Origin of the sequence: Accumulibacter sp. (assembly GCF_023806565.1) — a bacterium.
Lineage (GTDB): Bacteria > Pseudomonadota > Gammaproteobacteria > Burkholderiales > Rhodocyclaceae > Accumulibacter.
Genome location: NZ_JAMTDV010000021.1, coordinates 1 through 24,189 on the forward strand (window position 1 = coordinate 1; position 24,189 = coordinate 24,189).

Here is a 24,189-nt window from a genome sequence, read left to right on the forward strand (position 1 = left end):
AACTCCGTCCGTCTCATCTCGCTCCTCCTCTGGAGCAACATAAACCGGACAGACCCTTTGCTACAAACCCGGACAGGTTACGTGTTCCCTACAGCAGACGACCGGACTGTTGCCGATGCCGCCTGCCACGTGCTACGGTACCGCTTTGACCCGCCTCCGATGAGGATCGCAATGGGTTTCAATCCGGCGTCTCGAGTTCAGGATTACCTGGTGTTCGGCGAGTTCGGGGACGTCAATCCATCGATCACCGACTCCTCCACCTACACATTTCTCAGCCCGGAGAGAATGGCGGAGTTGTTCGAGCACGAGATCGAAGGCTGCTTCCTGTATTCGCGTCACTTCAATCCAACCAACAAGTACCTTGCCAGTGCGCTGGCGCGGATGGAAGATGGCGAAGCCGCGCAAGTCATGGCGTCCGGGATGGGAGCGATCAGCACCACGCTGATGACCCTCTGCAGTGCCGGCGACGAGATCGTCTGCGGCCGCACCATCTATGGCGGCACCTACGCCCTGCTCAAGAATCTGTTGCCACGCTTCGGTGTCAATGCCCGTTTCGTCGACCTTTGCGATCACGATGCGCTGCGTGCCGCCATGACGCCACGCACACGAGTGCTCTACTGCGAATCGCTCAGCAACCCGCTGCTCGAAGTCAGCGACCTGCCGGCGCTAGCCGCCATCGCGCACGAGAACGGGGCACGATTGGTCGTGGACAACACGTTCACGCCGATGATCGTGTCGCCGCTTCGCCATGGTGCCGACGTCGTCGTGCATAGCCTGACCAAGTTCGTCAACGGCACCAGTGACTGTGTTGCCGGCTGCGTCGTGTCGTCGCGCGAGTTCATTGCCCGACTGAACGACATCAATGCGGGTCCGAGCATGCTCCTTGGCCCCGTGCTCGACAGCACGCGCGCAGCGAGCATTCTGAAGAATCTGCACAGTCTGCACATCCGCCTGCGTCAGCATGGCGCGAATGCGCTCTATCTGGCTTCCCGGCTTGAGGGTCTGGGCTACACCGTACACTACCCGGGGCTGGCGAGTCATCCACAGCACGGACTGCTGGGACGTTTGATGAATCCGGGGTATGGTTGGGGGGGAATGTTGACCCTTGATGCCGGCGATCTTGCCACAGCCAACCGCCTGATGACGCTGATGCAACGCGAGCAGGTCGGCTATCTGGCGGTCAGCCTCGGCTACTTCAAGACACTGTTTACCACGCCCGGCCACAGCACTTCATCCGAGATTCCGCTGGAGGAACGCGAGGCAGCAGGTCTGCACGAAGGATTGATCCGCTTTTCGATCGGCCTCGACGAAGACATCGCGGAAACCATGGCGCGCATCGATCGCTGTCTGGTCGAGGCTGGAGCCAGGCCGGTTGGCCGCGCTCGTACCTGAGGTGATTTCTGTTGTCGGGAAAGACGCGAACGCGACTCGCGAACCTCCGGTCGCCCATCTGGCCGACTCCGCGGACGACTGTTGCCATCGGGATCCGCGGTCTGTCTGTGGTCAGCGTGTGGGAACCCTGTAAAATACTGCCCCGGGCCTGTAGCTCAGTCGGTCAGAGCAGAGGACTTAGCGAGGCCAACCTGAGCACTCTCCGGTGCATGGTTGTTCTCATGGGTTGTCCGTCGCCAGATTGCCTCTGGCGGTGGGTAGAACTGGTCAAATTCGGTGGAAGCTAACTTCTTCGGGACAAGCCAATACCGAGCCAAGTCTCCGAGCAGAACGGGGAAAGGTGTAGAGACTAGACGGCCAGCCTGTAACGGGAAGGTATAGTCCAGACCACAAACTCGAAAGGGGCGGCGAAAGTCGTAGTGGCAAGCATAATCCTTTGGTCCAGGGTTCAAGTCCCTGCGGGCCCACCAAACAAGAAGCCCCGGCCGTTCTCGGTCGGGGCTTTTTCTTGGTACTCCCGCGTCCTGGCGCGGGTTCGTGCGGGTTCCTGTGGACTTCGGGGTTTCCCGCGGGCGCCCGGATTTGGCCGTTTTCACTCTCTCCTGGCCATTTTTCTCTCCGGCCTCGCTTCCCTTGGAGACTTGAAGTCCACGAAGGTCCCAATTTACGATTCCTAAAATCAACGTGTTACGCGTGGTCCGATCAGGCGGTTGATTCGTAGCATTGGTAGGCGGTGGAAACAGTAGCTCCATTCCAGCGAACGCAAAATGCTGGAAAGATTGCCGTTGGCGGGCCGTTCCCGGCCACAAACTGCCACACAAGTGAGCGCTTCCAATGACAGTTGTTCTTCGGAGACCAGCCAGTTGTTATGCCCACTTCCATGTCGAAAGCGCCAGTTGTAGGGCCGGGTTGAATGAATTGCGGCGCCAGGCAACGGCTGTCGTAACCACTTCGATTTCTTCTTTCAGTGGCTTCACCAAAACATTTTCTGGTGCAAGACGCTTCAATCCCGATGGAATCAACGCCACGCCCTGACCGCATCCTACGAGTGCAATCTGCGCAGCCACTGAGCGTACATCGTGTAGCACCCTGGGAGAAAATCCATGCGCCTGACAGCCGGCGATGATGCTGTCGAAATACACCGGACTTACTTGGCGCATGAACATCACAAAAGGCTCATCGACAAGCTGGCCAAGTCGAATAGACTGACTGCCAGCCAATCGGTGCTTGGACGGTAAAGCAACTGCCATGCGGTCCTGAGCAAGCAGCTTTGTGGATATATCTGAACCAAGTTCACCCTGAAGCCTTGCAAAAGCAAGATCAAGCTCCCCGGCCTGCAAGGCCGGTATGGCTTCAGCGCTATCGATCTCGCGCACCGATACAGAAACGTCTGGGTGCGCCTGCTTAAATTGATCGACCAAAGGCGGAATTGCGTCAACCAGTGCCGACGAAATGGCGCCTATGGTCAAGGTTCCGCTCTGTCCAGCCGTGGCCTCGCGCACGGTCAGTTCGAGTTGTTCCATTTGTGATGCAAACCGTTGGACGGCGGGCAGGATGGCACGCCCTACCGGGGTGAGTTGCGTTCCCTGCCGTGAGCGTTCAAAGAGCTTGACCTTCAGGGCTTGCTCAAGGACCTGAATCTGTTCCGTCAACGGCGGTTGCGACATGCCCAGTCGCCGGGCTGCTCGGCCGAAGTGTTGCTCCTCAGCCACCGCGAGAAACATCCATAGATGGCGCATGAGACGAAAGTTAATCATGTACAGACACCTTCATATCTATTTCGTATCACAAGCTTACTAAATTTGGAATTTACAGATCATCCGTTTTCAGGAACAGTTGCATTCATTCCATCGAAGGATGCAAACATGACCACTTCCCAAGCACTAAGCCGGTTTTCACAACTCGACACCACGACGGTGTCCGATGCCCTCGACTTTCTCGCCATGCCGGGTGCCACTGTAGGCGTACTACCTCTTTGGAATTGCCCGCGTATCGTGGGCCGTGCCAGTACGGTTCAGCTTGGCCCCAAACGCGAGGCCGCGCCAACCGTGCACCTGATATCGCCCGTCATTGCTGCCATCAACAGTGCCGACCGTGTACTTGTCATTGCAGGTGGCACAGATGGTGTGTCGTGTTGGGGGGATATCTTGGCCAATGCAGCCAGCGTCAAAGGTATTCGGGGCACCGTCATCGACGGTTACGCCCGCGACATTGAAGCCAACGAAGCGCTTGGCTACCCGCTCTATGGCCGTGGCGCCACCATGGTTAGTGCCCGAAACCGGGTCATCCAGGTTGCATCGGGTACGCCGATCGCATTTGGCGGCGTCACGGTGAGTGAAGGGGACTACGTCATCGCAGACCGGTGCGGGACCGTGTTCGTTGCGCAGGAGCGCATTGACGAAGTACTGGATCTCGCAGAGCGCATCCAGCGCCGCCAGGATGGCATGGTGAAAGCCGTACGGTCTGGCCGGTCCGTCGAAGCGGTCATGCACGACAAGGAATTTGAAGCCATTAAGGTGGGACAGACACAATGAACACCACCGATGCAGAATTGGTAGCCCTTTTCGATGGGCTGGATACCCCCGGCGTGTCCGACGCCATGGACAAACTGGGAATTCGAGGCCAGTGCCTGGGAATCTCCCCTCTGGATAACTACGCTCACACCGTTGTCGGTCCAGCTTTCACGGTACGGTACGTTCCTTGTGGTCAACCGGCTGGAACGGTCGGCGACTTCATCGACGACGTGACACCGGGTGATGTGGTGGTCATTGATAACGGAAGCCGCACGGACTGTACGGTGTGGGGCGACATCATGACCCAGTACGCGGGACTGCGTGGGATTGCCGCAACGGTGATTGATGGTGTTTGCCGCGATGTAGCCAAGGCACTGGGTGGTGGCTACCCGATGTTCACGCGGGGACGTTTCATGCGAACAGGCAAGGATCGTGTGGAAGTGGCGGCGGTCAATCAACCTGTTTCCATCGGTACTGCGCGGGTGTGCTCCCGCGACATTGTTGTGGCCGATGCCAACGGTGTGGTCGTGGTCCCCCGCGCTCGTGCCAGAGAGGTTGCCCAGACCGCACGACACATTGAGGATGCGGAATCCCGCATCCGCGAGTTGATCTCCAGCGGCATGACCTTGGGCGATGCCCGCAAGTCCATGGGCTACCACCAACTACAAACGAGATCTTCATGAATACCGAGTTGATGTCGGAACGAGCGCTATCGCTGGGCACATCCACGCTGTATGAGGCTTCGGGGCTCGCCTGTGCGGTTGATCCGGCCATCCGTCCGGTATGGCAGGGGGCTGCTATCGCTGCACTTGTCTATCCCGTGCAATGTGCGCCGGGCGACAACTTGGCTATCCATTTGGCGCTTGAAAGAGCACCCAAAGGTAGTGTGCTCTTGGTTGCCACGGGCGGCTATCTGGCAGGCTACTGGGGTGAAGTGCTAACGGTCGCAGCCGAGGCCGTTGGAATCGTGGGACTCGTGACTGACGGGGGCGTGCGAGACATTGCCGCGCTACAGCGGCGGCGGTTTCCGGTTTTCAGTCGAGGGATCTCCGTTTGCGGCACAGTGAAGGCGACAGCGCCCTCCGTAGGAAAACCCATGCGCTTTAGCGGTGTGCCCGTTCAGCAGGGCGATTGGCTGGTTGCCGACGACGATGGCGTGGTCATCTTGCCCGCCGCCGACATATCTCGAGTAATAGTGGCTGGGGATGCAAGAGCTGCCAAGGAAGCGGCCATGATGGAACAACTGGCCAAGGGCGCCACAACGGTTGAGCTCATGGGTTTACAAGCTTCGAGGGAGCGTGCATGAACGCCAGGCTTCAACGACTCAACGTGCATTTGGCCGCGGCAAAGCCGTCCGCAACCTACAAGATGATTGACCGCGTGGCCGAATTGAGGACGGCCGGACGCAGCATCATTTCCTTGACGGCTGGAGAGCCCGATTTCAACACACCATCTCACGTCAGGCAGGCCGCCATCGCTGCCATCGAGGCTGGCAAGACGCGATACACTCAAGTAGCTGGATTGCGTGAGCTGCGTGAAGCAGTGGCTCGCAAGTTCCAGCGCGAGAACGGGCTGGACGTCACTTGGCAGGACACGATTGTCTGCAGTGGTGGAAAGCAGGTCTTGTACAACGCCTTGGCCGCGACTTTGAACATTGGTGATGAGGTCATCATCCCGGCGCCCTACTGGGTCAGTTACCCCGAAATGGTGCAACTCAGTGGTGCGGCGGCCGTCCTTGTTTCGTGTCGTGAATCTGATGGCTTCAAGCTCACGGCTGATACCCTGGCAAGCGCAATTACGCCTCGCACACGCTGGTTGATCCTGAATTCGCCATCCAATCCAACGGGCGCGGTGTACTCGGCTGCGGAATTGCGGACTTTCGCCGATGTGCTGCTAAGCCATCCGCAAGTGTTGATCCTCTGCGACGACATCTACGAACATTTGATCTATGACGGCGCGCTGTTCCAGACCTTGGCCCAAGTGGAGCCACGCCTGCGTGATCGAACATTGACCATGAATGGCGTGTCCAAGGCCTATGCAATGACCGGATGGCGCATCGGCTTTGGCACGGGGCCTCGATGGCTGTTGCAGGCCATGGAGACCCTGCAAGGTCAGCAGACGTCAGGGGCGTGTTCGATTTCGCAGTACGCTGCGTTGGCGGCTCTCAATGGACCGCAGGATTTTGTGCGGGAGACACGAGCAGTCTTTCAGCGAAGGCGTGACGTAGTGGTGGCAAGCATCAACCGCATCCCAGGCTTGCATTGCTCGCCCCCCGCCGGGGCGTTCTATGCATTCGTGTCCTGTGAATCATTGATTGGCCGCGTCACGGCTGCCGGTTCGCCACTGCAAAGCGATGAAGAGGTCGCCCTGGCGCTGCTCAATGAACAGGGTGTGGGGACTGTTCACGGTAGTGCATTTGGCTTGGGGTCGTATCTGCGTATTGCTTACGCGCTGGACGACGCGTCGCTCCAAAAAGCATGCCGTGCATTGGAGACTTTTGTCAGAGGTTGCGACAGGTAGACGGACATGACGCCTCTTGCATTTTCACGTCGCACATTGCGGATTCATGAAACGGATCTGGATGTGGCTACTTTGCAGCGCGATGGCAATGCCGAGCCCATTGTGTTTCTGCATGGGTTCGGTTCGACCAAGGAAGACTACGCAGATATTTCCTTACACTCCAGATTCGATGACCATCCAGTTCTGGCGTGGGATGCACCCGGCTGCGGGGTGACAGAGTGCTCTCGCTTGGACCGCATATCCATTGGATTGTTGATTGATACGGCCGTGGCCATGGTGGACGCTGCGGGATATGAGCGCTTTCACCTTGTAGGGCACTCGATGGGTGGGCTGACGTCGCTGATGTTGGCAGATCGAATCCCGGAGAGGGTCTTGAGTTTCACGAATATTGAAGGCAACGTCGCCTCCGAGGACTGCTTCTTGAGCCGGCAGATCGATCAATTCCCAGACGATGACTGTGAGCGATTCTTGCAGCGCTTCATCAAGCGGGTACGACAGTCCCCAGCATTCGCCAGCTCGCTATATGCTGCAAGCTTGCCTCATAAAGTGCGGGCCCAAGCAGTGCCTGGCATTTTTCGGTCGATGGTTGACTTGTCTGACAATGGCGACTTGATGCACCGATTTCTGAAGCTGCGTTGCCCAAAGATGTTCATGTACGGTGAGCAGAACCAGCACCTTAGCTATCTGCCGCACCTTGCCCGTCACAGCGTTCGTCTAGCCTGTATCACGCAATGCGGACATTTCCCGATGTATTCCAATCCTCCGGGCATGTGGAATGCGATTGCGAAATTCTTGCAATTCTCGAAGTCACAGGCAATGTCTTTATAGAGCTGTTGCCTTCCGACATTGGGTTTCGAAATAGGCAAGCTGACAGATTTCTTAGGTCGCCTGTTGAGCGGATACCTGTCTTTGAATGAGCTACGTCAACGGCAGCATAGGGCAGTAACGGCCGGTGGACTTCTCATTGTCCTATGTCGGCAAAGGGTCGCTACTGTCCCTTTGGCTGATAGGCGGTTTCCGAACAGCGACGGGCTTTGCGCCCACTTCTACGTACTATTTCAACTCCAGCACCACCGGGCCCGAGACCGGATCGGTGACGCCAAGACCGCCACCCAAATCTTCCAGTGTGTCGCGGAACGAATCGAGCGTGGCGATCATGTTTGGTCGAGCGTTGGCAAGCGAGTCCATGCCGTCCCATTCGGCAATGATGCAGTAGCTTCTGTCGCCGGTCTGCAGCATGTTGACCCGCCTGAGGCCAGGCCAATCGCGCGAGACCTTCTGATGTGCATCCAGGAATTCTTGCTCGCGCCCCGGCTTCACCCGGAAGCGCACGACGTTGAAGGCGGTCATGAGGCTTTCTCCTTGTTATCGGTAGGCGGAATGGGGTGCCATGCGTCGTCGATCGGCGGACCGCAGATCCAGCGTTTCCGCTCTGCGTTGCGCGAGGCGGCCACATTGCATAGACCGAGGGATGGCCCATCAGTTCGTCGATGGGCGGTCGCCTACCGCATTGATCCGCAACCGTTGCTCGTCCCACAACACCGGCGGATTGATCGCCAGAGCAAGCACGGTGACGTGGGGAGGCAAGGTGTCATCCAGAATCGCCGCCACGATATCGGGCGCGAGCGTGGTCAGGTTGAGCAGCCGGCCGACGTAACTGTTGTCGATCTTCTCCCGTGCGGCGAGTGCCTTGATGGATTTCGCTTCGCCGGATTCGAGCATGGCCAGCCAGCGGTGACCTTTGGCCAGTGCCAGTTGCATCGGCGTTGCCGCCTGATCCCACGGTCTTGGGGTTGCCGTTTCGCCGTTCGGCAACGTGACCAGCTTTCTGCCACCGCGTCGTTTGATCCGGATCGGCACCGACAGCGTCAATCTCCCGTCACTGGCTGCGATGACCTCCGGCGCGCCGGCCTTGGCGATCCGAATCCCGTTCATGCCAGGGCCTCCTCGCACCGTTCGGTTTGATCCGAACGCAGTTCCAGTGCCAGTTGCTCGATCCCGTTGGCGCGCAGACGCACTTCCAGGTGGTCGGGCGACACGATTACCTTCTCGACCAGCAGCCGGACGATGCGGGTTTGCTCCGCCGGGAACAGTTGATCCCAGATCGCCTCGATCCGCGTCATCGCCACGGTGACCTTGGCTTCATCCAGCGTCGGATCCAGCTCGATCGCTTCGGTCAGCAAGTCGCCGAGCAACGCCGGAGCGCGCAGAATCGCACGCAAATGATCCAACACGGCGGATTCGAGTTCTGCCGCCGGAAATCGCGGCAGCCCCGAAGCACCGGCGTGCTCCTTCGTATCGCGCATCGGGATGTAATAACGATGGCGCCGCCCGCTCGCCTTCTTGATGCTGTGCCAGGGTGACAAGGCACGCCCATCGTTCCCGAACACGATACCCTTGAGCAGGAACGGCACGGTGGAGCGCGTCGCGCCGCCACGGTTGCGGCAGTGGATCACCAGGATATCGTGCACGCCTTGCCACAACGCTGGATCGACGATCGCCGGGTGAAGGCGGCCCGCCTGCCGGGGATCAAGACGCTCGACGGCTTCGATTGGAGTTGGCCAAAGAAGATCAACCGGGCGCTGCTGCAGCAGGTGTTTCGGCTGGACTTCCTGCCGCAGCACGGCAATGTGATCCTGCTCGGCGGCGTCGGTGTCGGCAAGACGCACCTGGCGATCGCCCTGGCCCATACCGCTTGCCTCCAGGGCAAGACGACGCTCTTCACCAGTGCCGTCGATAACGTCAACGCGCTGGCCGCCGCTCAGGCCACCGGCGGCATCAAGCGCGAGATGGCCCGGCTGCTCAAGCCTTCGCTGCTCGTCGTCGACGAACTCGGCTACCTGCCCATCGACAAGTTCGGCGCCGATGTGCTCTTCCAGGGGATCAGCCAGCGTTATGAGCGCGGCTCGACGGTGATCACCACCAACCGTGCCTTCAAGCACTGGCCGGAGATCTTCCACAACGACAGCACGCTGACTTCGGCATTGCTCGACCGCTTGCTCCATCACGCCGAGTCCATCGTCATCGAGGGCCCCTGCTACCGCATGCGCGATCAGTCCGACGCCTGAACTTCTTCTCGCCAGGAGCCGCCGGCTTCCTGCTTCGCAGGGCCGGCCGCTTGTGTCTCGCTCGCTCACCGTCCCTCGATGCTCAATGCCCAATCAACATCCAGTTTCAAGCCGTCAGATCCGCACCAGTTTCTGGCCGGCGCGGACAGCGCCACACCGAAAACCCGCTACCCAATCGCCTTGGACCCTCCCTCTCCGGCTGCCGCAATGGGCTAACGGAGGAAACCATGTTGAAATGCGCCGCGCATGAAACCAGAGCAGATACGCGATCTTCGAAGGTCGATGAGCTCGACCCAACAGCAAACTGCCGATCTGCTGGGGGTCTCGTTCGTCACGCTCGACCGACGGGAGAACGAGCAGTCCAAGCCGTCGGCGATCGGGCTTTCCAGGCTCAGGGCGCTCGCTTGTGGTGGATCGGGTGTGGGCAACTACAGCCGTAGAAGCGGCGCCGATGTCGATAGCCGCTTCGGTCGAGGAGCATCGGCTGGACTTTTCCCCGGGGACGCAAACGCGCTGCGCGTTCTCTTCGAGGGCGAACGGCTGTCCGACGGGCATCTGTTCGATCCGGCGTTTGCGATCGAGATCGGCGAGATCGATCCGCCGCCGCATCAGCGAATCGCGGTCTACCAGCGTACCCTGCTCCAGCATCGCCTGCGCCTCCTGCTGGCCGATGAGGCGGGTGCCGGCAAGACGATCATGACCGGCCTGGCCTCTACGTCCGCAAGAGCCTGTCGCGCAGGAGGATCCGCCGCGTCCTGGTGGGCAACTGGTACCGCGAACTGCACAAGCTGCTCCAGCTGCAGTTCAGGATCGTGACCGCCGGCGACACCAAGAACGGAAGCCCGTTCGTCGGCGCCGGCAGGGATCTCGTCATTGTTTTTTCCCTTTTGTCCTTGAAGGGCCTTCTACTCTGCGAGTGCGGGCTAACGGGCATGACGGTCCCAGACACCCCCAATAATGAAAGTCATGCCCGTTTCCCTCCCTTGCAGGGCGCATTCCGGCTTGCACGCCGGAATCGCTCGATGGGCACGGAGCATGCTCCGTGAATTCCCCATCTCGCCCCCCAACCCCTCTCCCGCAAGCGGGCGAGGGGAGGTTCGTGAGTCGCTGAGGCGACTTTCACATTAAGACAGAAAAGGGCGAACTACGTGGGCTTGGGTTACGGGTCGACCGGCTGCCGGCGGAAATCATCGTTCAGCAACAGGATAAGAAATCACCTGCGATCTACGACGATCAGTTCGGCGGCAGTCGTGCCCGGCGGGAATCGGACAGTCCGCTGGCGCGGTGCCAGCCGTCGCCCGCTCCATTGCAGAAGCCCAGCGGCACGTAGCGCGGCGAAACGCCTGTCCAGATCCCGTTCGATCGGCACGACCCGGCCGACCGGTGCGTCACGGTCGGTGATGACGACCGAATTGCCCCCGCAGGCCAGTCTCAGGTAATGGCGCAAGCGGCTCCTGAGCTCGCGGAATCGGACAATGGATTCGGTCACGGTGCTTTCCACGGGGAGCACGCGTCCGCAGTGGCCTGCTGGCCAGGAGAACGCTTCTTCAGGATGGCGTCTTGTGGCGTTCGCCAGAACTCCTCATCGCACTGGCACGTTCGCCACGATGCGGGCATTCCGGCTTGCTGCATTCCGCATAAAGGTGGAGTGCGTGTTCGCGAATGGTGAAGCCGCGCTCCCTGGCAATCCTGGTCTGTCGTCGTTCGATCTCGGCATCGTAGAATTCCTCGACACGGCCGCAATCGATACAGACGAGATGGTCGTGATGCTGTCCGTGACTCAGTTCGAATACCGCCTTGCCGGTTTCGAAGTAGTGGCGTTCGAGCAGACCGGCCTGCTCGAACTGGGTGAGAACGCGATAGACGGTGGCGAGGCCGATGTCCAGGTTTTCGGCGAGCAACAGCCGGTACACGTCCTCGGCCGAGAGATGGCGCACTTCCGTCCGTTCGAACAGGGCAAGGATGTGGAGGCGAGGACTGGTGGCTTTCAGCCCGATGTTCTTGAGGTCTTCGGAGTTGCTCATCGGCTTACCTTGGTCGGGTACGAGGGGTGGGTTTCGGTTATGATATACCCTCGCTGCCGGGCGTGCGGTCCCGAAGCTGGCTTCCCGTCCGGACGATCGACGCTCCGACCATAGTGGGGCCCGGGCATACGCCATTGCCCGTTTGTTATCGACCACGGAAGACGGTTCGACCTGAAGATGATTTTTCCCCGATTCGCACTAGCCGTCGCGGCCCTTGCCACGCTCGCCGCCTGCTCCTCGGTGCCGCGTATCTTCAACGAATACCGGATCGACGTGCAGCAGGGAAACGTCCTCTCGCAGGACATGGTCTCCCAGTTGCGCCCGGGCTTGAGCAAGGATCAGGTGCGCTTCATCCTCGGTACTCCGGTGCTGATGGACATGTTCCATGGTAATCGCTGGGATTATTTCTACTGGCTGAAGAAGGGAAATTCCGGCGAAGTCGAGACGCGCCGCTTTACCGTCTTCTTCGACGCCGACGGCAGGCTGCAGAGGGTCGCGGGTGATGTGGCTGCGGCCGACGCGAGCGACTCTACCGGCGTTACCGAGGTGCGCAACCGGGAAATCGATCTGGGATCGTTGCCGGCGGACGCCACTGTGGAGATTCCGCCTCCCGAAGGGCGAGGCTTTTTCGGTGGGATCATGGACAGCATAGGATTCTGAAATGGATGAACTGAGGGTTGCGGTCGCGGGTGCCGGTGGCCGCATGGGACGCATGCTCATAGAGGCGACGCTGGGCGATCCGCGTGCGGCGCTCGTGGCAGCTTTCGATCAGCCGGATGCGACGGTGCAGGGAAAGGATGCCGGTGAGCTGGTCGGGCGCCCTTGTGGTGTCCGGGTTGGTAGCGACAGCGAAGCGGGTATTGCGCGGGCCAGCGTCCTGATCGATTTCACGCGCCCGGTCGCCACCCTCGAACATGTCGCGGTCTGCCGCCGGCATGGCGTGGCCATGGTCATCGGTACTACCGGTTTCGACGGCGCCGGCAAGGCGGCGATCACCGCGGCGGCGCAGGAGATCCCGATCGTCTTTGCGCCGAACATGAGCGTCGGCGTCAACGTGGTCTTCAAGCTGCTCGACCTTGCCGCCCGGATTCTCGGCGAGGGCTACGACGTAGAGATCGTCGAGGCGCATCACCGGCACAAGGTCGACGCACCTTCAGGCACTGCGCTGCGCATGGGCGAGGTGGTGGCCAGGGCGCTTGGTCGCGATCTCGACGATTGCGCCGTCTATGGACGCGAAGGAGTGACTGGCGAGCGGCAGCAGACAACCATCGGTTTTGCCACTGTTCGCGGTGGCGATATCGTCGGCGATCACCAGGTCATGTTCTGCGGCGTCGGCGAACGGGTAGAGATCGGTCACAAGGCGGGCAGCCGCATGCCGTATGCACTCGGCAGTCTGCGCGCCGCCCATTTTCTGGTTGGGCGGCAGGCGGGCCTGTTCGACATGCAGGACGTGCTTGGCTTGCGCTGAGGCATCGGCCAAGGCGGGCCTTTCCTCGCTCTGCCGGACTTTCGAGGTCGTCCTGGTCCATCCGGAAATCCCGCCCAATACCGGCAACGCCATACGATTGTGCGCCAATGCCGGAGCGCGATTGCACCTGGTCGAGCCGCTCGGCTTCGAGCTCACGGAGAACCGCCTGCGGCGTGCCGGGATGGACTACTCTGAGCTGGTGGCAGTACAGGTCCACCCGGATTGGGCGAGCTGCAGCGAGGCGCTGTCAGAGCTTTCGCCGTCGGGGCGACGTTTCGCGCTGACCACCAAGGGAAGCCGATTTCCGGTCAGTGTCGATTTTAGAGCCGGGGACACGCTGGTCTTTGGCTGCGAGACGCGCGGCCTGCCACCGGAGATACTTGCCGAGTTTCCCGCCGAGCACCGCCTGCGCCTGCCGATGTTGCCGAACAACCGCAGCATCAACCTGTCGAACGCGGTCGCGATCACCGTCTATGAAGCGTGGCGCCAGATCGGTTACGTTGGTGCCACATAGCACGGTGCATTCGGTCCAGGTTATTTGTCCTCGAATCCGATATCGCGTTCCATCAGGGCGGCGACTCCCTGGATCGGCGTTACCGTGCCGTCGAGTACTGCGCATACCCAGTCGGTAATCGGCATTGCGACTCCCAGTGCCGCAGCACGGCGTTGCACCTCGTGGGCGGCGGGAACGCCTTCGGCGACGTGACCGAGTTCCCGGGTAATCTGATCGAGCGGTTTGCCGGTCGCCAGGAGAAGGCCGACCCGCCGGTTGCGCGAAAGATCGCCGGTACAGGTCAGAAACAGGTCGCCCATTCCGGTCAGGCCCATGAAGGTATCGGCGCGTCCTCCCAGGGCTTTGCCAAAGCGGGTGATTTCGTGCAATCCACGTGTCAGCAGCGCCGCGCGCGCGTTCATGCCGAGTCCGAGGCCGTCACAAACGCCGGTGGCGATGGCCATGACATTTTTCACGGCGCCCCCCACTTCGGCGCCGATCACGTCGTCGCTGGCATAGATTCGTAGGCGCGGCCCATGCAGGTCTTCCGCACAACGCAGCGCAAATGTGGCGTCGTCAGATGCAATGGTCACTGCGGTTGGCAGCTCGCGTGCCACCTCGTCCGCAAAACTCGGCCCGGTAAGCACTCCGCATACCCGTCGGCCGAGGACGTCGTGCACCACTTGGTGTGGCAACAGTCCGCTGCCTTTTTCCAGTCCCTTGCACACCCACAGGAAAGGCGCAGAGATTCGCGCCTCGCGCAAGGACTGCAGCGCCGTGCGCAGGCCGGCCAGCGGGGCGGCAAGCAGCAGCAGTTCCGCGCCATCGGTGGCTCCTTCGAAGTCTCCGGTCGGATCGAGTGAGGCGGGAAACGCGTGGCCTGGCAAGTAGCGGCTGTTTTCGCGGGCGGCCTGCATGCTTGCCACTCTTGCGGGATCGCGCGCCCACAGGACGACCGAATGGCGATGGGCGAAGGAGATGGCCAGCGCGGTGCCCCACGCGCCGGCGCCCAGTACGGCGATTCGCATCGATTTGCCTCCCTTCCAACGTTGGTCAACGCTGCGCCGCGAGCCAGCGCGGCAGCGACCGCGACCAGGAGTCCATTGCTCTGGCGCCTTCGACACCTGCCAGCGGGTCGCGGGAGCATATCCGGCGGTCGCGGCAGTCGTCAATCCGCATGACGCGTGGTGGCGGAGAGCCTGGTCATGCGCAAGTGATCCCGGCGACGCGCAGGCGAAGGGAATGAGAATGTTCGTCCGGTATCTTTCCCCCTCTTCGCGGGGTGAGGAGCGAAAATCGGGGGGGGTTTCTTTTTTTCCGTTGCGACAGCAGAATGTTGCCACCTCGCAGCGTCAGTTCGGCGCTGCCGTTCTCCGGAGACTGAAAGATGAAAAGAACGATAGCCTTGGTCACCTCGGTGAGCATGATCGTCGGGATTCTTCCCGGTTGTGCCGAAATGAGTGAAACGCAACGCGATACTGCGACGGGGGCGGCCATTGGCGCTGCCGCCGGTGCGATCATCGGTCGTGCCACGGCAGGTGGCAACAAGGGAAGAAGCACGGCGACCGGTGCATTGATCGGCGCGGCTATCGGGGCGGGTGGTGGCTACCTGTGGTCGAAGCACATGCAGGAGCAGAAACTTGCGATGCAGCAGGCGGCGGCAGGCACCGGAGTAGAAGTTTCGCAGACGGCGGACAACCAGCTGAAGATCGACATTCCGAGCGACGTCTCCTTCGCCACGGGCCGCTATGACATCAAACCGGAGATGCGTCCGGTGCTCGATCGTCTCGCGGCACAACTCAACCAGTATCCGGTGACTACGGTCACCATCGTCGGTCATACCGACAACAGTGGTTCCGACGCGGTCAACAATCCGCTGTCGGTGAACCGTGCGGCCGCGACACGAGACTATCTGGTCTCACGTGGAGTTTCGGCGTCACGCATCGCCATCGACGGCCGCGGATCGAGCCAGCCAATTGCCGACAACGCCACGGCCGCCGGTCGAGCAAAGAACCGTCGTGTGGAAATCTTCGTCGCCGAGCCTCCTGCGAAATGACGAGCAGCGGAAGACGGGCACGCTCCGGTGAGATAGTCGCAACCCGATTGCCCGCGGGTATCGGGCTTGTCTGCGGATCAGAATGCAGGTAGTCGAACCGGAAGGATCCACCCGGTGCGCTGTGGCAGCCGCAAGCGAAGCCCGTCACATCGTTGCGGCGAGCGGCGCCTCCGCTTCGACCTGGAGGGACATATTGCTCGTGTGCCCGCGCGGCAGAGCCGCGCGGGCGCGGCCGACCTTCAGCGATTCCTTGTGCGCGGAGAGCAGCGCGAGGCTCCTTTCCACATAATCGTGCGAAGAAAGCTCGCTCGCCGCGTAGCTGCGCAAGAGTCTCAGCCAGCGGGAATGGATTGCACAGGGAGTGTTCCTGTCGCCGCCCATGATCGGGCAGTCCGGACATCTCTTGCTCGCCAGGGCGTCGAGCGCCACCTGCTTCTGCCACTGCTGCCGGTATAGTCGGGCGTTCGCTTCGATCCACGCCGCCGCCCTCGACTCTCTCTCGGTGGACGGAAAACCCGCCACATACTCCTCGATCGCAGCAAGTTGCTGACGAAAGAATTCAGCACCCGCAATCTCCGGGTCCGACGAATCGCCAACAAACCGGATAATCAGCGCGAGAGTGGGATCATCTACGATGTACATGCGTTTCCTGCCGTAGCACAACCGCGAGCCGAGAACGTAATCAATATAGCAGAGATTGCTGCAGCGCAGCAAATGTTTCTTGTAGGGTTCGACCGCTGCTGCTGGGATTCCCGAGCGACATCAGGCACGCGGTCAGGTCGCGAGAATGCAAGCAGTGAGGCGCCACTCCTGCCTGTCCCGTGCCGTCAATGCCGATGGCGACGGTCCCCTTGGTTGTGCACCGGAAGTGAAATTCGGCGGCACTGCCTATTGCTCCGCATGGCGAGCTCGCGTATGGCACGAGCCGCATCGACGTTGCTTGCGGGCGCTGGCGAGCGCTTCTCCGTGCCAGCGCAGCCGTGCAGCGGCAAACCGTTCATTCCTCGTCGAGCGCCCAGCCCTTGCAACGTTCGACTGCCTGGTGCCAGCGCCTGAACAAACGCTGCCGCTCGGCTTGATCGAGACGCGGCGTATAGCGGTGGTCGAGCTGCCATTTGTCTGCCAGCTCGCGGCGATCACTCCAGAAATCGGTGGCCAGACCGGCGAGGTACGCGGCGCCGAGGGCTGTGGTTTCGACGATGCGTGGTACCTCGACCGGCACCCCGAGGATGTCGGCCTGCAGCTGCATCAACAGGCTGTTGACCGAGGCGCCGCCATCACAGCGCAACTCCCTCAATGTGATACCGGAGTCGCGCTGCATCGCCTCGATCACGTCGCGCGTCTGGTACGCCATGCTTTCGAGGACTGCCCGGGCCACGTGCGCCTGCGTCGTACCGCGTGTGAGGCCGATCAGCAGGCCACGGGCATAGGGGTCCCAATGCGGTGCGCCGAGCCCAACCAGCGCTGGCACGAAGTAGACGCCCTCGTTGTCTGCCACGGAGCGCGCCAGCGCTTCGCATTCGGCAGCCGACTGGATGATCTGCAGTCCGTCGCGAAGCCACTGCACTGCTGCGCCGGTAACGAAGATGGCGCCCTCCAGCGCGTATTCGACCGGTTCGTCGCCGATTCCCCAGGCGATCGTGGTGAGCAGTCTTTCGTTGCTGAAAACGAGCTTGTTGCCGGTGTTCATGAGAACAAAGGAACCGGTGCCGTACGTGTTCTTGGCAAGACCGGGGCCGTGGCAGGCCTGGCCGAAAAGCGCTGCCTGCTGATCGCCGGCGACCCCGGCCACCGGAATAGCGGGCGTACCGAAAAAGCGCTCCGGACCGGTCGCCCCGAAAATGCATGCGGAGGGCTTCACTTCCGGCAGGATCGCCTTCGGGATATCGAGCAGTCCGAGAATCTCTTCGTCCCAACAAAGATCCTGGATGTTGTAAAGCAGCGTACGCGCGGCGTTGGAATAGTCCGTCGCGTGCGTCCGGCCGCCCGTCAGTTTCCAGATCAACCAGCAATCGATCGTGCCGAAAGCAATTTCGCCTCGCTCGGCGCGAGCACGCAGGCCATCCTCCTGATCGAGCAACCACTTGACCTTGGTCCCAGAAAAATACGGATCGATCACCAGCCCGGTCTTACGGCGGAAGAGTTCTTCCAGCCCGCGCTCCTTCAGCTCGTCGCAATGGTGAGCCGTGCGGCGATCCTGCCAGACGATTGCCCGGGCCACGGGCTTCCCGCTGGCCCGATCCCAGAGCACCGTCGTTTCCCGCTGGTTGGTGATGCCAATCGCGCGCAGATCGCTGGCCCGGATCCGCGCTGCGGCGAGCGCTTCGCCGATCACCTTGACGGTCACCAGCCAGATCTCGTCGGCATCGTGTTCCACCCAGCCGGGCTTCGGGTAGTATTGCGCAAACTCCGAATAGGCGCGGCCCCTGACCTGACCGTCATGGTCGAAAATCAGCACTGTCGAACCGGTGGTGCCCTGGTCTATTGCCAGCACATAGCCATTTTTCACGACTGTTCCTCCTACGTGGCTGTTGCGGAGATTTGCCCCGCAGTCGATGGAGATATCCGTTCAGACTGCGGCACTGGGCGACGCGTCTTCGCCAGATGGCTTAGAATGGCCGTTGGCCAATTGCTCACCTCCGCTCGCGGAATACCGACACGATATGCAGGAAGCAACCCGAGTGTGCCTCGTTCGCCATGGTGAAACCACCTGGAACGCGGAAAAGCGTATCCAGGGCCAGATCGACGTCGGTCTCAATGCCGTTGGATTGTCACAGGCCGAGGCAGTGGCACGCTGGCTGTCCCGCTTGGCGGTGACGGTGCTGTACAGCAGCGACCTGCTACGCACGCGACAGACAGCCGATCGAATCGCGGCCGGCCTGAGGTTGGTTCCGACCCTGCGCGCAGAGTTTCGAGAACGGCGCTACGGGCTGTTCGAGGGGCTGACCTACGAAGAATCTCGTGCCAGATACCCGGCCGAATACCTGTCGTTCGAAAGGCGCGAGCCGGAATTCGTGATTCCTTCGGGCGGAGAGAGCCTGCAGCAACTGCACGAGCGAGTCAGCGGCGGTCTGCGACGGATTGCCATCGATCATCCCGGCGAGACGATCGTCGTCGTCACCCATGGCGGGGTGCTCGACATCGTGAATCGCCTGGTTCGTGGCAATCCCTTGAGCAAACCACGCGATTTCCTGATTCCTAATGCTGGGATCAACTGGGTACGGTTTCAGGACGACCGCTGGCTGTTGGAAGCCTGGGGAGAAACCGGACATCTCGCGATGGTCGGCCTCGACGAACTGCCATAACTTGGCCTCCGTGCCATCATGACCGGCCACGCCAAATCTCGTCGGAAGTAGGCACTGGGCGGACCCAGGTGCACGGTGGTCAACCCGTGATGTATTTCTCCATTTGCTGGATGATGAACTGCTGCGCGCAGATCGTTTCCTTGACCACGTCACCGATCGAAATGACCCCGAGCACCTTGCCCTTGTCGTCGAGAACCGGGAGATGGCGGAAGTGCTTTTCGGTCATGATTGCCATGCACTCATCGACCGTGCGGTCCGGAGTGACGTACAGCACCTTGTCGGACATGATCTCGCGAACCAGCGTATCCTTCGACGCCTTGCCGAAAAGGATCACCTTGCGCGCGTAGTCCCGCTCCGAGAAGATGCCCACCAGTTGCTCACCGTCAAGCACGAGGAGTGCACCGACATTGGCATCGGCCATCAGCTGGAGCGCGTGAAAAACCTGATCGTCCGGCGAGACAGTCACCAGCTGCCCACTCTTGCCGGCGAGGATTTGCCTGAGTGTCTTCATGAAGCGTCCTTTCTGGTCGGGGGGGTCAGCTCATACTAGACTGTCAGACACTTCTTGCCAAGAGGGCGAGCACAGAGGGCGACCACCCCGTGGGGCACGACCAAGCGCGGCGGAAATTACTCCGGCGCGCCCTGCCTCTTCGCGCGACGCTCTAGCGCAGACCGGCGGCGTACTCGGCGACCGCGGCGATTTGGTGGTCCGAGAGCTTGCCTGCAATCATTCGCATCACTCTTTCCGAATCGTTGACGCGTTCCTCACTCCGGAAACTCTTCAACTGGGCGGCGGTATAGTCTGCGTACTGCCCGGCCAGTCGCGGGTACTGTGCCGGCAATCCGGCGCCCGCCGGACCATGACAACCGGCGCATGCCGGTACGCCCTTGGCAAAGTCTCCCTGTCGCCATAGCGTCTTGCCTTCAGCCAAGAGCTTCTCTTCCTTGGCCAGCGAAGGCTTCATTTTTTGCTGCGAGAAATACACTGCCAGGCTCTTCATGTCTCCGTCCGACAGCGTGGCGACCATGCCGCCCATGATCGGATTGTTGCGCATCGCCGGTTTCCCATCTGTGGACTTGAAATCGCCCAGCTGCTTGTAGAGATAGCCGGGGATCTGGCCGGCGAGGATCGGGTTGGCAGCGACCTGGCTGTTACCATCGGCCCCGTGGCAGCCGACACAAACGCTCTCGGCGATTTCCTTGGCCTTCGCCAGGTCGACCGGTGTGTTCGCCTGCTCGTTTGCGATTGCGGGATAACTGGCGGCCAGGAGAACCGCGAGTGCCGTAGTACGAATCATGTCCAAACTCCCATTGCCAACAGTGACTAATCCGAAGCCCGAGAAGCGATGCAGCAAAGCTGGTATTCTATATCAGATTGACGCCCCGGGGCGCGCGTCCCCTCGATCCGCACATAGTCTTCCAGGGTTCCTTCATGCCCCTGTTCCAGAACGCCGCCTTTCACACGACCGTTGCCCGCCTGCGCGACCTGCCGAGCGATTCTCGCTGCGAAATCGCCTTCGCCGGACGCTCGAACTCCGGCAAATCCTCGGCAATCAACACACTGGCGAATCATTCGCGTCTTGCCTTCGTTTCCAAGACGCCGGGAAGAACCCAGCATCTGAATTACTTCCGGCTTGCTGATGGGAAATATTTCGTCGATTTGCCAGGCTATGGATTTGCCAGGGCGCCGGAGGAGGTTCGCGCGCGATGGGAAGGTTTGCTTGCTCCCTATCTGCAGCAGCGTGCGCCTCTTTGCGGACTGGTGCTGATCATGGACAGCCGCCACCCGCTCACCGAGCTCGACCGAAAGATGCTGGGCTGGTTTGCGCCGACCGGGAAGCCGATTCACGTGCTCCTGTCCAAGGCCGACAAGCTCACTCGCCAGGAACAGATCGTGACGTTTCGCGACGTGCGAAGGGAGCTTGTGGAACTCTGCGGCAATTGCTCTCTGCAGCTGTTTTCGAGCCTGAAGAAATCGGGGGTTGCTGAGGCGGAGAGTGTTCTCGGCGCCTGGCTTGGCCTGGAAGCGAAAGCAGAGCTGCGAGCTTCCGGTTCTGCGGGCGAGGGCGGAGCAGAACCGAGAAGGGGTGCGGCGACTGGCCGTGACGTCCCCACTGCCGACGGCGTCGCAGGCGATCGGGAAAAAGAAACCCCCGGCAAAGGGGGGGGCCGGGGGCAAGACATGCCTTACGGGAATAAGGCACCCGCTCAGGGAGGTGAAGCGGGAGATGGTCAAACCATCCGATAATGAGAGTGGAGCAGCTTGCGGCTAGTTCCTGGCCGACGCATTTTTTTTTCATCCTATCGGTGTGAGGCGGAGTCCATGAACTACCGAGAAAATTTTCCCGCCACACGCATGCGTCGCATGCGGCGGGACGACTTTTCGCGTCGCCTGATGCGCGAGTCGCGGCTGGCGGCCGACAATCTGATCTATCCGGTTTTCGTGCTCGAGGGAGAGAAGCGAATCGAGCCGATCCCCTCGATGCCGGGGATCGAACGGCAGAGTCTGGACTGTCTGCTGAAAACGGCCGAGCAGGCGCTTGCCCTGGGCATTCCGGCACTGGCCCTGTTTCCGGTGATCGATCGCGGGCGCAAGACGCCGGCGGCCGAAGAGGCCTGCAATCCCGATGGCCTAGTGCCCTGTGCCGTGGTCGCCTTGAAGAAGGAGTTTCCGGAACTCGGGGTGATCACCGACATCGCGCTCGATCCCTACACCAGCCACGGGCAGGATGGGCTGATCGACCCCGATGACCCGCGCGGTTACGTATTGAACGACGAGACACTCGAAATCCTTGCCCGACAGGCCTTGCTGCATGCGCAGGCGGGGGCGGACATCGTTGCCCCTTCCGACATGATGGATGGCCGCATCGGGCGCATCCGGCGTGAACTCGACGGGGCAGGGCAGATCCACACACGCGTCCTCGCCTACTCGGCAAAGTACGCATCCAGCTTTTATGGTCCATTTCGCGATGCGGTCGGTTCGGCTGGAAATCTCGGCAAGGGAGACAAGTACAGCTATCAGATGGACCCGGCGAACAGCGACGAAGCGCTTCGGGAAGTGGCGTTGGACCTCGCCGAAGGTGCCGACATGGTGATGGTGAAACCCGGAATGCCTTACCTCGACATCGTCAAACGAGTAAAGGACGAGTTCAGGGTGCCCACTTACGCTTATCAGGTGAGCGGAGAGTACGCGATGCTCAAGGCTGCCAGCCGGAACGGCTGGTTGAACGAGCGAGCCTGCGTCCTGGAAAGCCTGCTGGCGTTCAGACGGGCCGGTGCCGACGGAATTCTGACCTACTTTGCGCTGTCGGTTGCCGCTTGGCTCAAGGAGTCTGCCTGAGCCTGGAGGCCATACGCATGCGCAGCAGGCCGCGTTGCGCCGGGCTTTCCACGAAACGGTAGAACAGCGCACCGCCGGCAATGCTCGCCAGCCAGGCGACTCCCATCCCGGTCAGGTTGACCCAGGGATCGTCCGTCGCAAAGCGCGCGAAGACGCCGCTGATCACCAGACAGATCGGGAAGTGGATCAGAAAGACCGAATAGGAAATCCGTCCGAGGTCGGCGATCAGGCGCGACTTCGGCCAGCCTTCGAGAAATCGGCAGCGGCGCGCGACAGCCAGCAGCATCGCCACCACCAGCGCCACGGCAATACGTGGGCGGTAATCGAGCAGCAATCCGCTCGCCACCATCGCGAAAATAGGCAGCAGCCAAGCGAACGCATGTTCCCGGTTGGTCGCCCAGTAGGTACCGATTCCCAGAGCGTAGGCGGCAAAGAAGTAGACGCCCCAAATGTCCCAGTCGCCATCCCGGTTGAAGTAGTAGAGCGACGCCGAGGCGAGAATGACGACCAGCAGAGCGCTGCAGACGGGTGCCCAGGCCCCGGTGCTGCGGTCGATGCTGCGGGCCAGCCACAACATGCCGACCAGGAGCGTGAAAAGCTGGAAGTCGATGGCGACGTACCAGACCCCTGCCGAAAGTCCGTCATACCCCAGGACGCTTTGCAGCAGCAGCGCGTGCGCGGCGACCTGCGGCAGCGTCGGCCAGTCGGGTACCGAGTCGTGCACCATCAGTTGGCGAGCGATGGCGGCGCAGACAATCGCGATCAGCACGGCGGCAAGGTAAGGTGTGACGAGTTTCAGGTAGCGTTTCTGAATCAGTAGCAGCGGGCGGGCCGCCAGGAGTGTGCCGGCGGGTGCCAGATTACGCACGGCGAGGAATCCGGCGATGACCAGGAAGGCCTGGACCGCCATCCGAGCGTCCTGACTCAGCCAGGAGATCAGGGCAGGTGCCAGCGGGTAGGCGTGATCCGACATGGGGCCGTAGAACGCCAGATGATGCAGGACGATCAGTTGAAAGGCGACCGCCTTCAGGGCGTCGATGAAAGCCAGTCGCGTGTGAACGTCCGGCATGCGTGGATCAACCATCTAAGAAGTGCCTTTCGTATTGAGCAAAGGGCAGCGGTTGGCTAGGTCGGAAAGCTGGGCCGAGAAATTCCCGCGGCCGACCACCGGTGGAAATGCCGGGCGCCCGGTGGCCGGCAGGCTGTCGCAGCCGCTCGCCAATCGGCACGACTACGGGCATGCGGCATGTCGATGCACAGGGCTCGATCATGGCAGCGGGCGATCTGCAGACGGAGTCTACCCGACTCCACGGGCTTGAGGTATCGCTTGGGGCGGCGGTGCTTTGTGCTCGCAGGCTGCGTCACGGCTAGAGACGGTGAACATGGCGGGGCAAGTCGAGGATCGACGCCAGACGCAGGTCGACAAACGGCGGCTGGCGGGTACTGCCGCTGATCCACACGGTCTTCATGCCGAGTCGCTTGGCTGTCTGCAGATTGGCCAACGAGTCTTCGACCAGGATGCAGCGACGGGCGGCCAGCCGCTCTCTGTGCAGCAGGTGGCGGAAGCCGCCGACGGCCGGTTTCGGCTGAAAGCGGAGACGCTCGACCGAGTAGACGGCAGCGAAGCTGCCCCTGATCCCGGCGAGTGCGAGTACCGCCTCGCTGTAATGCAGCGGCGCATTCGAGAAGACGATCTTGCGTCCGGGCAAGCAGCGCAGCATGGCCTTGAGCCCGCGCTCGAATACCAGCATGCGCCTGAGATTGGGGAACTGGTGGGTGTGCCAGAGAAAGTGTCGGGGATCGGTACCATGATGCCGCATCAGACCGAGCAGCGTGGCTCCGTAGCGTTGCCAGTAGTGCTGGCGTATGCGGGTCGCCTCGTTCTCGTCCACACCGAGGTGATCGCGGATATACTCGACCATCGCACGATTGATGTGCGGGAAGATGTGCGGGCGGGCGTCGTGCAGCGTGTTGTCGAGATCGAACAACCAAACCAATGACGCGGATCGC

27 protein-coding genes and 1 pseudogene are annotated in these 24,189 nt (G+C 61.2%); 15 read left to right on the plus strand and 13 right to left on the minus strand.

Going from position 1 to position 24,189, the window contains the following annotated elements; translation table 11 throughout:
* The first annotated feature begins 171 nt into the window (after nt 1–171).
* Nucleotides 172–1,392: an aminotransferase class I/II-fold pyridoxal phosphate-dependent enzyme gene (locus NFV80_RS02440; protein WP_296757712.1), complete on the plus strand. Its 1,221-nt coding sequence runs from the start codon at nt 172–174 to the stop codon at nt 1,390–1,392.
* 866 nt (nt 1,393–2,258) lie between these two features.
* Here NFV80_RS02440 and NFV80_RS02445 read toward each other — a convergent pair.
* Complete coding sequence (locus NFV80_RS02445) at nt 2,259–3,149, minus strand: LysR family transcriptional regulator (protein WP_295325982.1); 891 nt, start codon at nt 3,147–3,149, stop codon at nt 2,259–2,261.
* Between the two features lie 108 nt (nt 3,150–3,257).
* Here NFV80_RS02445 and NFV80_RS02450 point away from each other — a divergent pair, with 108 nt between their 5' ends.
* From NFV80_RS02450 to NFV80_RS02470, 5 genes are read left to right on the plus strand one after another with little or no spacing between them, the layout of a single operon-like run.
* A complete protein-coding gene (locus NFV80_RS02450; RefSeq protein WP_295325979.1) occupies nt 3,258–3,926 on the plus strand; it encodes an RraA family protein in 669 nt (222 codons plus the stop codon).
* Nucleotides 3,923–4,588: an RraA family protein gene (locus NFV80_RS02455; protein ID WP_295325976.1), complete on the plus strand. Its 666-nt coding sequence runs from the start codon at nt 3,923–3,925 to the stop codon at nt 4,586–4,588. Before NFV80_RS02450 ends, NFV80_RS02455 begins: the two co-directional genes overlap by 4 nt.
* Nucleotides 4,585–5,211: a dimethylmenaquinone methyltransferase gene (locus NFV80_RS02460; RefSeq protein ID WP_295325973.1), complete on the plus strand. Its 627-nt coding sequence runs from the start codon at nt 4,585–4,587 to the stop codon at nt 5,209–5,211. Before NFV80_RS02455 ends, NFV80_RS02460 begins: the two co-directional genes overlap by 4 nt.
* On the plus strand, nt 5,208–6,425 hold the full coding sequence (locus NFV80_RS02465; RefSeq protein WP_295325970.1) for a pyridoxal phosphate-dependent aminotransferase: 1,218 nt from the start codon (nt 5,208–5,210) through the stop codon (nt 6,423–6,425). Before NFV80_RS02460 ends, NFV80_RS02465 begins: the two co-directional genes overlap by 4 nt.
* A gap of 6 nt (nt 6,426–6,431) precedes the next feature.
* Nucleotides 6,432–7,253 carry an alpha/beta hydrolase gene (locus NFV80_RS02470; protein WP_295325967.1) on the plus strand — a complete coding sequence of 274 codons (822 nt, stop codon included), beginning with the start codon at nt 6,432–6,434 and terminating at the stop codon, nt 7,251–7,253.
* A 225-nt stretch (nt 7,254–7,478) separates the two neighbouring features.
* Here NFV80_RS02470 and NFV80_RS02475 read toward each other — a convergent pair whose 3' ends face one another.
* The 3 genes from NFV80_RS02475 to NFV80_RS02485 form a co-directional block, all read right to left on the minus strand.
* On the minus strand, nt 7,479–7,775 hold the full coding sequence (locus NFV80_RS02475) for an antibiotic biosynthesis monooxygenase (protein ID WP_295325964.1): 297 nt from the start codon (nt 7,773–7,775) through the stop codon (nt 7,479–7,481).
* Nucleotides 7,776–7,904: 129 nt separating this feature from the next.
* Complete coding sequence (locus NFV80_RS02480; protein WP_295325961.1) at nt 7,905–8,360, minus strand: LacI family transcriptional regulator; 456 nt, start codon at nt 8,358–8,360, stop codon at nt 7,905–7,907.
* A complete protein-coding gene (locus NFV80_RS02485; protein WP_295325958.1) occupies nt 8,357–8,881 on the minus strand; it encodes a zinc ribbon domain-containing protein in 525 nt (174 codons plus the stop codon). The genes NFV80_RS02480 and NFV80_RS02485 overlap by 4 nt, the downstream gene beginning before the upstream one ends.
* On the opposite strand from NFV80_RS02485, the gene istB reads away from it, so the two are divergent.
* Both istB and NFV80_RS02495 read left to right on the plus strand, forming a co-directional pair.
* Nucleotides 8,873–9,493, plus strand: a complete 621-nt coding sequence (gene istB / locus NFV80_RS02490; RefSeq protein WP_295325956.1) for an IS21-like element helper ATPase IstB — start codon at nt 8,873–8,875, stop codon at nt 9,491–9,493. The genes NFV80_RS02485 and istB overlap by 9 nt on opposite strands.
* Before the next feature lie 282 nt (nt 9,494–9,775).
* Entirely contained in the window at nt 9,776–10,309 is a 534-nt protein-coding gene (locus tag NFV80_RS02495; protein ID WP_295325953.1) for a helix-turn-helix transcriptional regulator, read from the plus strand.
* Between the two features lie 397 nt (nt 10,310–10,706).
* Here NFV80_RS02495 and NFV80_RS02500 read toward each other — a convergent pair whose 3' ends face one another.
* Both NFV80_RS02500 and fur read right to left on the minus strand, forming a co-directional pair.
* A complete protein-coding gene (locus NFV80_RS02500; RefSeq protein ID WP_295325950.1) occupies nt 10,707–10,982 on the minus strand; it encodes a type II toxin-antitoxin system Phd/YefM family antitoxin in 276 nt (91 codons plus the stop codon).
* Nucleotides 10,983–11,040: 58 nt separating this feature from the next.
* Nucleotides 11,041–11,517 (minus strand): ferric iron uptake transcriptional regulator, encoded by a 477-nt coding sequence (gene fur / locus NFV80_RS02505; protein WP_296757721.1) that lies wholly within the window; start codon nt 11,515–11,517, stop codon nt 11,041–11,043.
* A gap of 177 nt (nt 11,518–11,694) precedes the next feature.
* On the opposite strand from fur, the gene NFV80_RS02510 reads away from it, so the two are divergent.
* Genes NFV80_RS02510 through NFV80_RS02520 form a run of 3 tightly spaced genes read left to right on the plus strand, consistent with a single transcriptional unit; the run spans nt 11,695 to nt 13,499 of the window.
* Nucleotides 11,695–12,177 carry an outer membrane protein assembly factor BamE gene (locus NFV80_RS02510; RefSeq protein WP_295325943.1) on the plus strand — a complete coding sequence of 161 codons (483 nt, stop codon included), beginning with the start codon at nt 11,695–11,697 and terminating at the stop codon, nt 12,175–12,177.
* 1 nt (nt 12,178) lies between these two features.
* Entirely contained in the window at nt 12,179–12,985 is an 807-nt protein-coding gene (gene dapB / locus NFV80_RS02515) for a 4-hydroxy-tetrahydrodipicolinate reductase (protein WP_295325940.1), read from the plus strand.
* Nucleotides 12,972–13,499 (plus strand): tRNA (cytidine(34)-2'-O)-methyltransferase, encoded by a 528-nt coding sequence (locus NFV80_RS02520; protein ID WP_295325937.1) that lies wholly within the window; start codon nt 12,972–12,974, stop codon nt 13,497–13,499. The genes dapB and NFV80_RS02520 overlap by 14 nt, the downstream gene beginning before the upstream one ends.
* Before the next feature lie 20 nt (nt 13,500–13,519).
* Here NFV80_RS02520 and NFV80_RS02525 read toward each other — a convergent pair whose 3' ends face one another.
* On the minus strand, nt 13,520–14,506 hold the full coding sequence (locus NFV80_RS02525) for an NAD(P)H-dependent glycerol-3-phosphate dehydrogenase (RefSeq protein ID WP_295325934.1): 987 nt from the start codon (nt 14,504–14,506) through the stop codon (nt 13,520–13,522).
* A 359-nt stretch (nt 14,507–14,865) separates the two neighbouring features.
* Between NFV80_RS02525 and NFV80_RS02530 the strand changes: the two genes are divergently transcribed.
* Nucleotides 14,866–15,534 carry an OmpA family protein gene (locus NFV80_RS02530; protein ID WP_295325931.1) on the plus strand — a complete coding sequence of 223 codons (669 nt, stop codon included), beginning with the start codon at nt 14,866–14,868 and terminating at the stop codon, nt 15,532–15,534.
* 144 nt (nt 15,535–15,678) lie between these two features.
* Here the strand turns inward: NFV80_RS02530 and NFV80_RS02535 are convergent, their stop codons facing one another.
* Both NFV80_RS02535 and glpK read right to left on the minus strand, forming a co-directional pair.
* Nucleotides 15,679–16,176 (minus strand): hypothetical protein, encoded by a 498-nt coding sequence (locus tag NFV80_RS02535; protein ID WP_295325929.1) that lies wholly within the window; start codon nt 16,174–16,176, stop codon nt 15,679–15,681.
* A gap of 355 nt (nt 16,177–16,531) precedes the next feature.
* Complete coding sequence (gene glpK, locus NFV80_RS02540) at nt 16,532–18,043, minus strand: glycerol kinase GlpK (RefSeq protein ID WP_295325927.1); 1,512 nt, start codon at nt 18,041–18,043, stop codon at nt 16,532–16,534.
* A 172-nt stretch (nt 18,044–18,215) separates the two neighbouring features.
* Here glpK and NFV80_RS02545 point away from each other — a divergent pair, with 172 nt between their 5' ends.
* Nucleotides 18,216–18,839, plus strand: coding sequence for a histidine phosphatase family protein (locus NFV80_RS02545; protein ID WP_366143396.1), 624 nt, complete (start codon nt 18,216–18,218; stop codon nt 18,837–18,839).
* Between the two features lie 79 nt (nt 18,840–18,918).
* On the opposite strand, the gene NFV80_RS02550 is transcribed toward NFV80_RS02545, so the two are convergent.
* Nucleotides 18,919–19,350, minus strand: coding sequence for a CBS domain-containing protein (locus NFV80_RS02550; protein ID WP_295325922.1), 432 nt, complete (start codon nt 19,348–19,350; stop codon nt 18,919–18,921).
* 151 nt (nt 19,351–19,501) lie between these two features.
* Entirely contained in the window at nt 19,502–20,137 is a 636-nt protein-coding gene (locus tag NFV80_RS02555; protein ID WP_295325919.1) for a c-type cytochrome, read from the minus strand.
* Between the two features lie 134 nt (nt 20,138–20,271).
* Between NFV80_RS02555 and yihA the strand changes: the two are divergent.
* Both yihA and hemB read left to right on the plus strand, forming a co-directional pair.
* A pseudogene (yihA, locus tag NFV80_RS02560) lies at nt 20,272–20,859 on the plus strand (ribosome biogenesis GTP-binding protein YihA/YsxC); the annotation flags it as partial.
* Nucleotides 20,860–21,162: 303 nt separating this feature from the next.
* Nucleotides 21,163–22,179, plus strand: a complete 1,017-nt coding sequence (gene hemB / locus NFV80_RS02565) for a porphobilinogen synthase (RefSeq protein ID WP_295325916.1) — start codon at nt 21,163–21,165, stop codon at nt 22,177–22,179.
* Here the strand turns inward: hemB and NFV80_RS02570 are convergent.
* Both NFV80_RS02570 and NFV80_RS02575 read right to left on the minus strand, forming a co-directional pair.
* A complete protein-coding gene (locus NFV80_RS02570) occupies nt 22,163–23,263 on the minus strand; it encodes an acyltransferase (RefSeq protein ID WP_295325913.1) in 1,101 nt (366 codons plus the stop codon). The genes hemB and NFV80_RS02570 overlap by 17 nt on opposite strands.
* Before the next feature lie 283 nt (nt 23,264–23,546).
* Nucleotides 23,547–24,176 carry a pyrimidine 5'-nucleotidase gene (locus NFV80_RS02575; protein ID WP_295325910.1) on the minus strand — a complete coding sequence of 210 codons (630 nt, stop codon included), beginning with the start codon at nt 24,174–24,176 and terminating at the stop codon, nt 23,547–23,549.
* Nucleotides 24,177–24,189 lie beyond the last annotated feature (13 nt).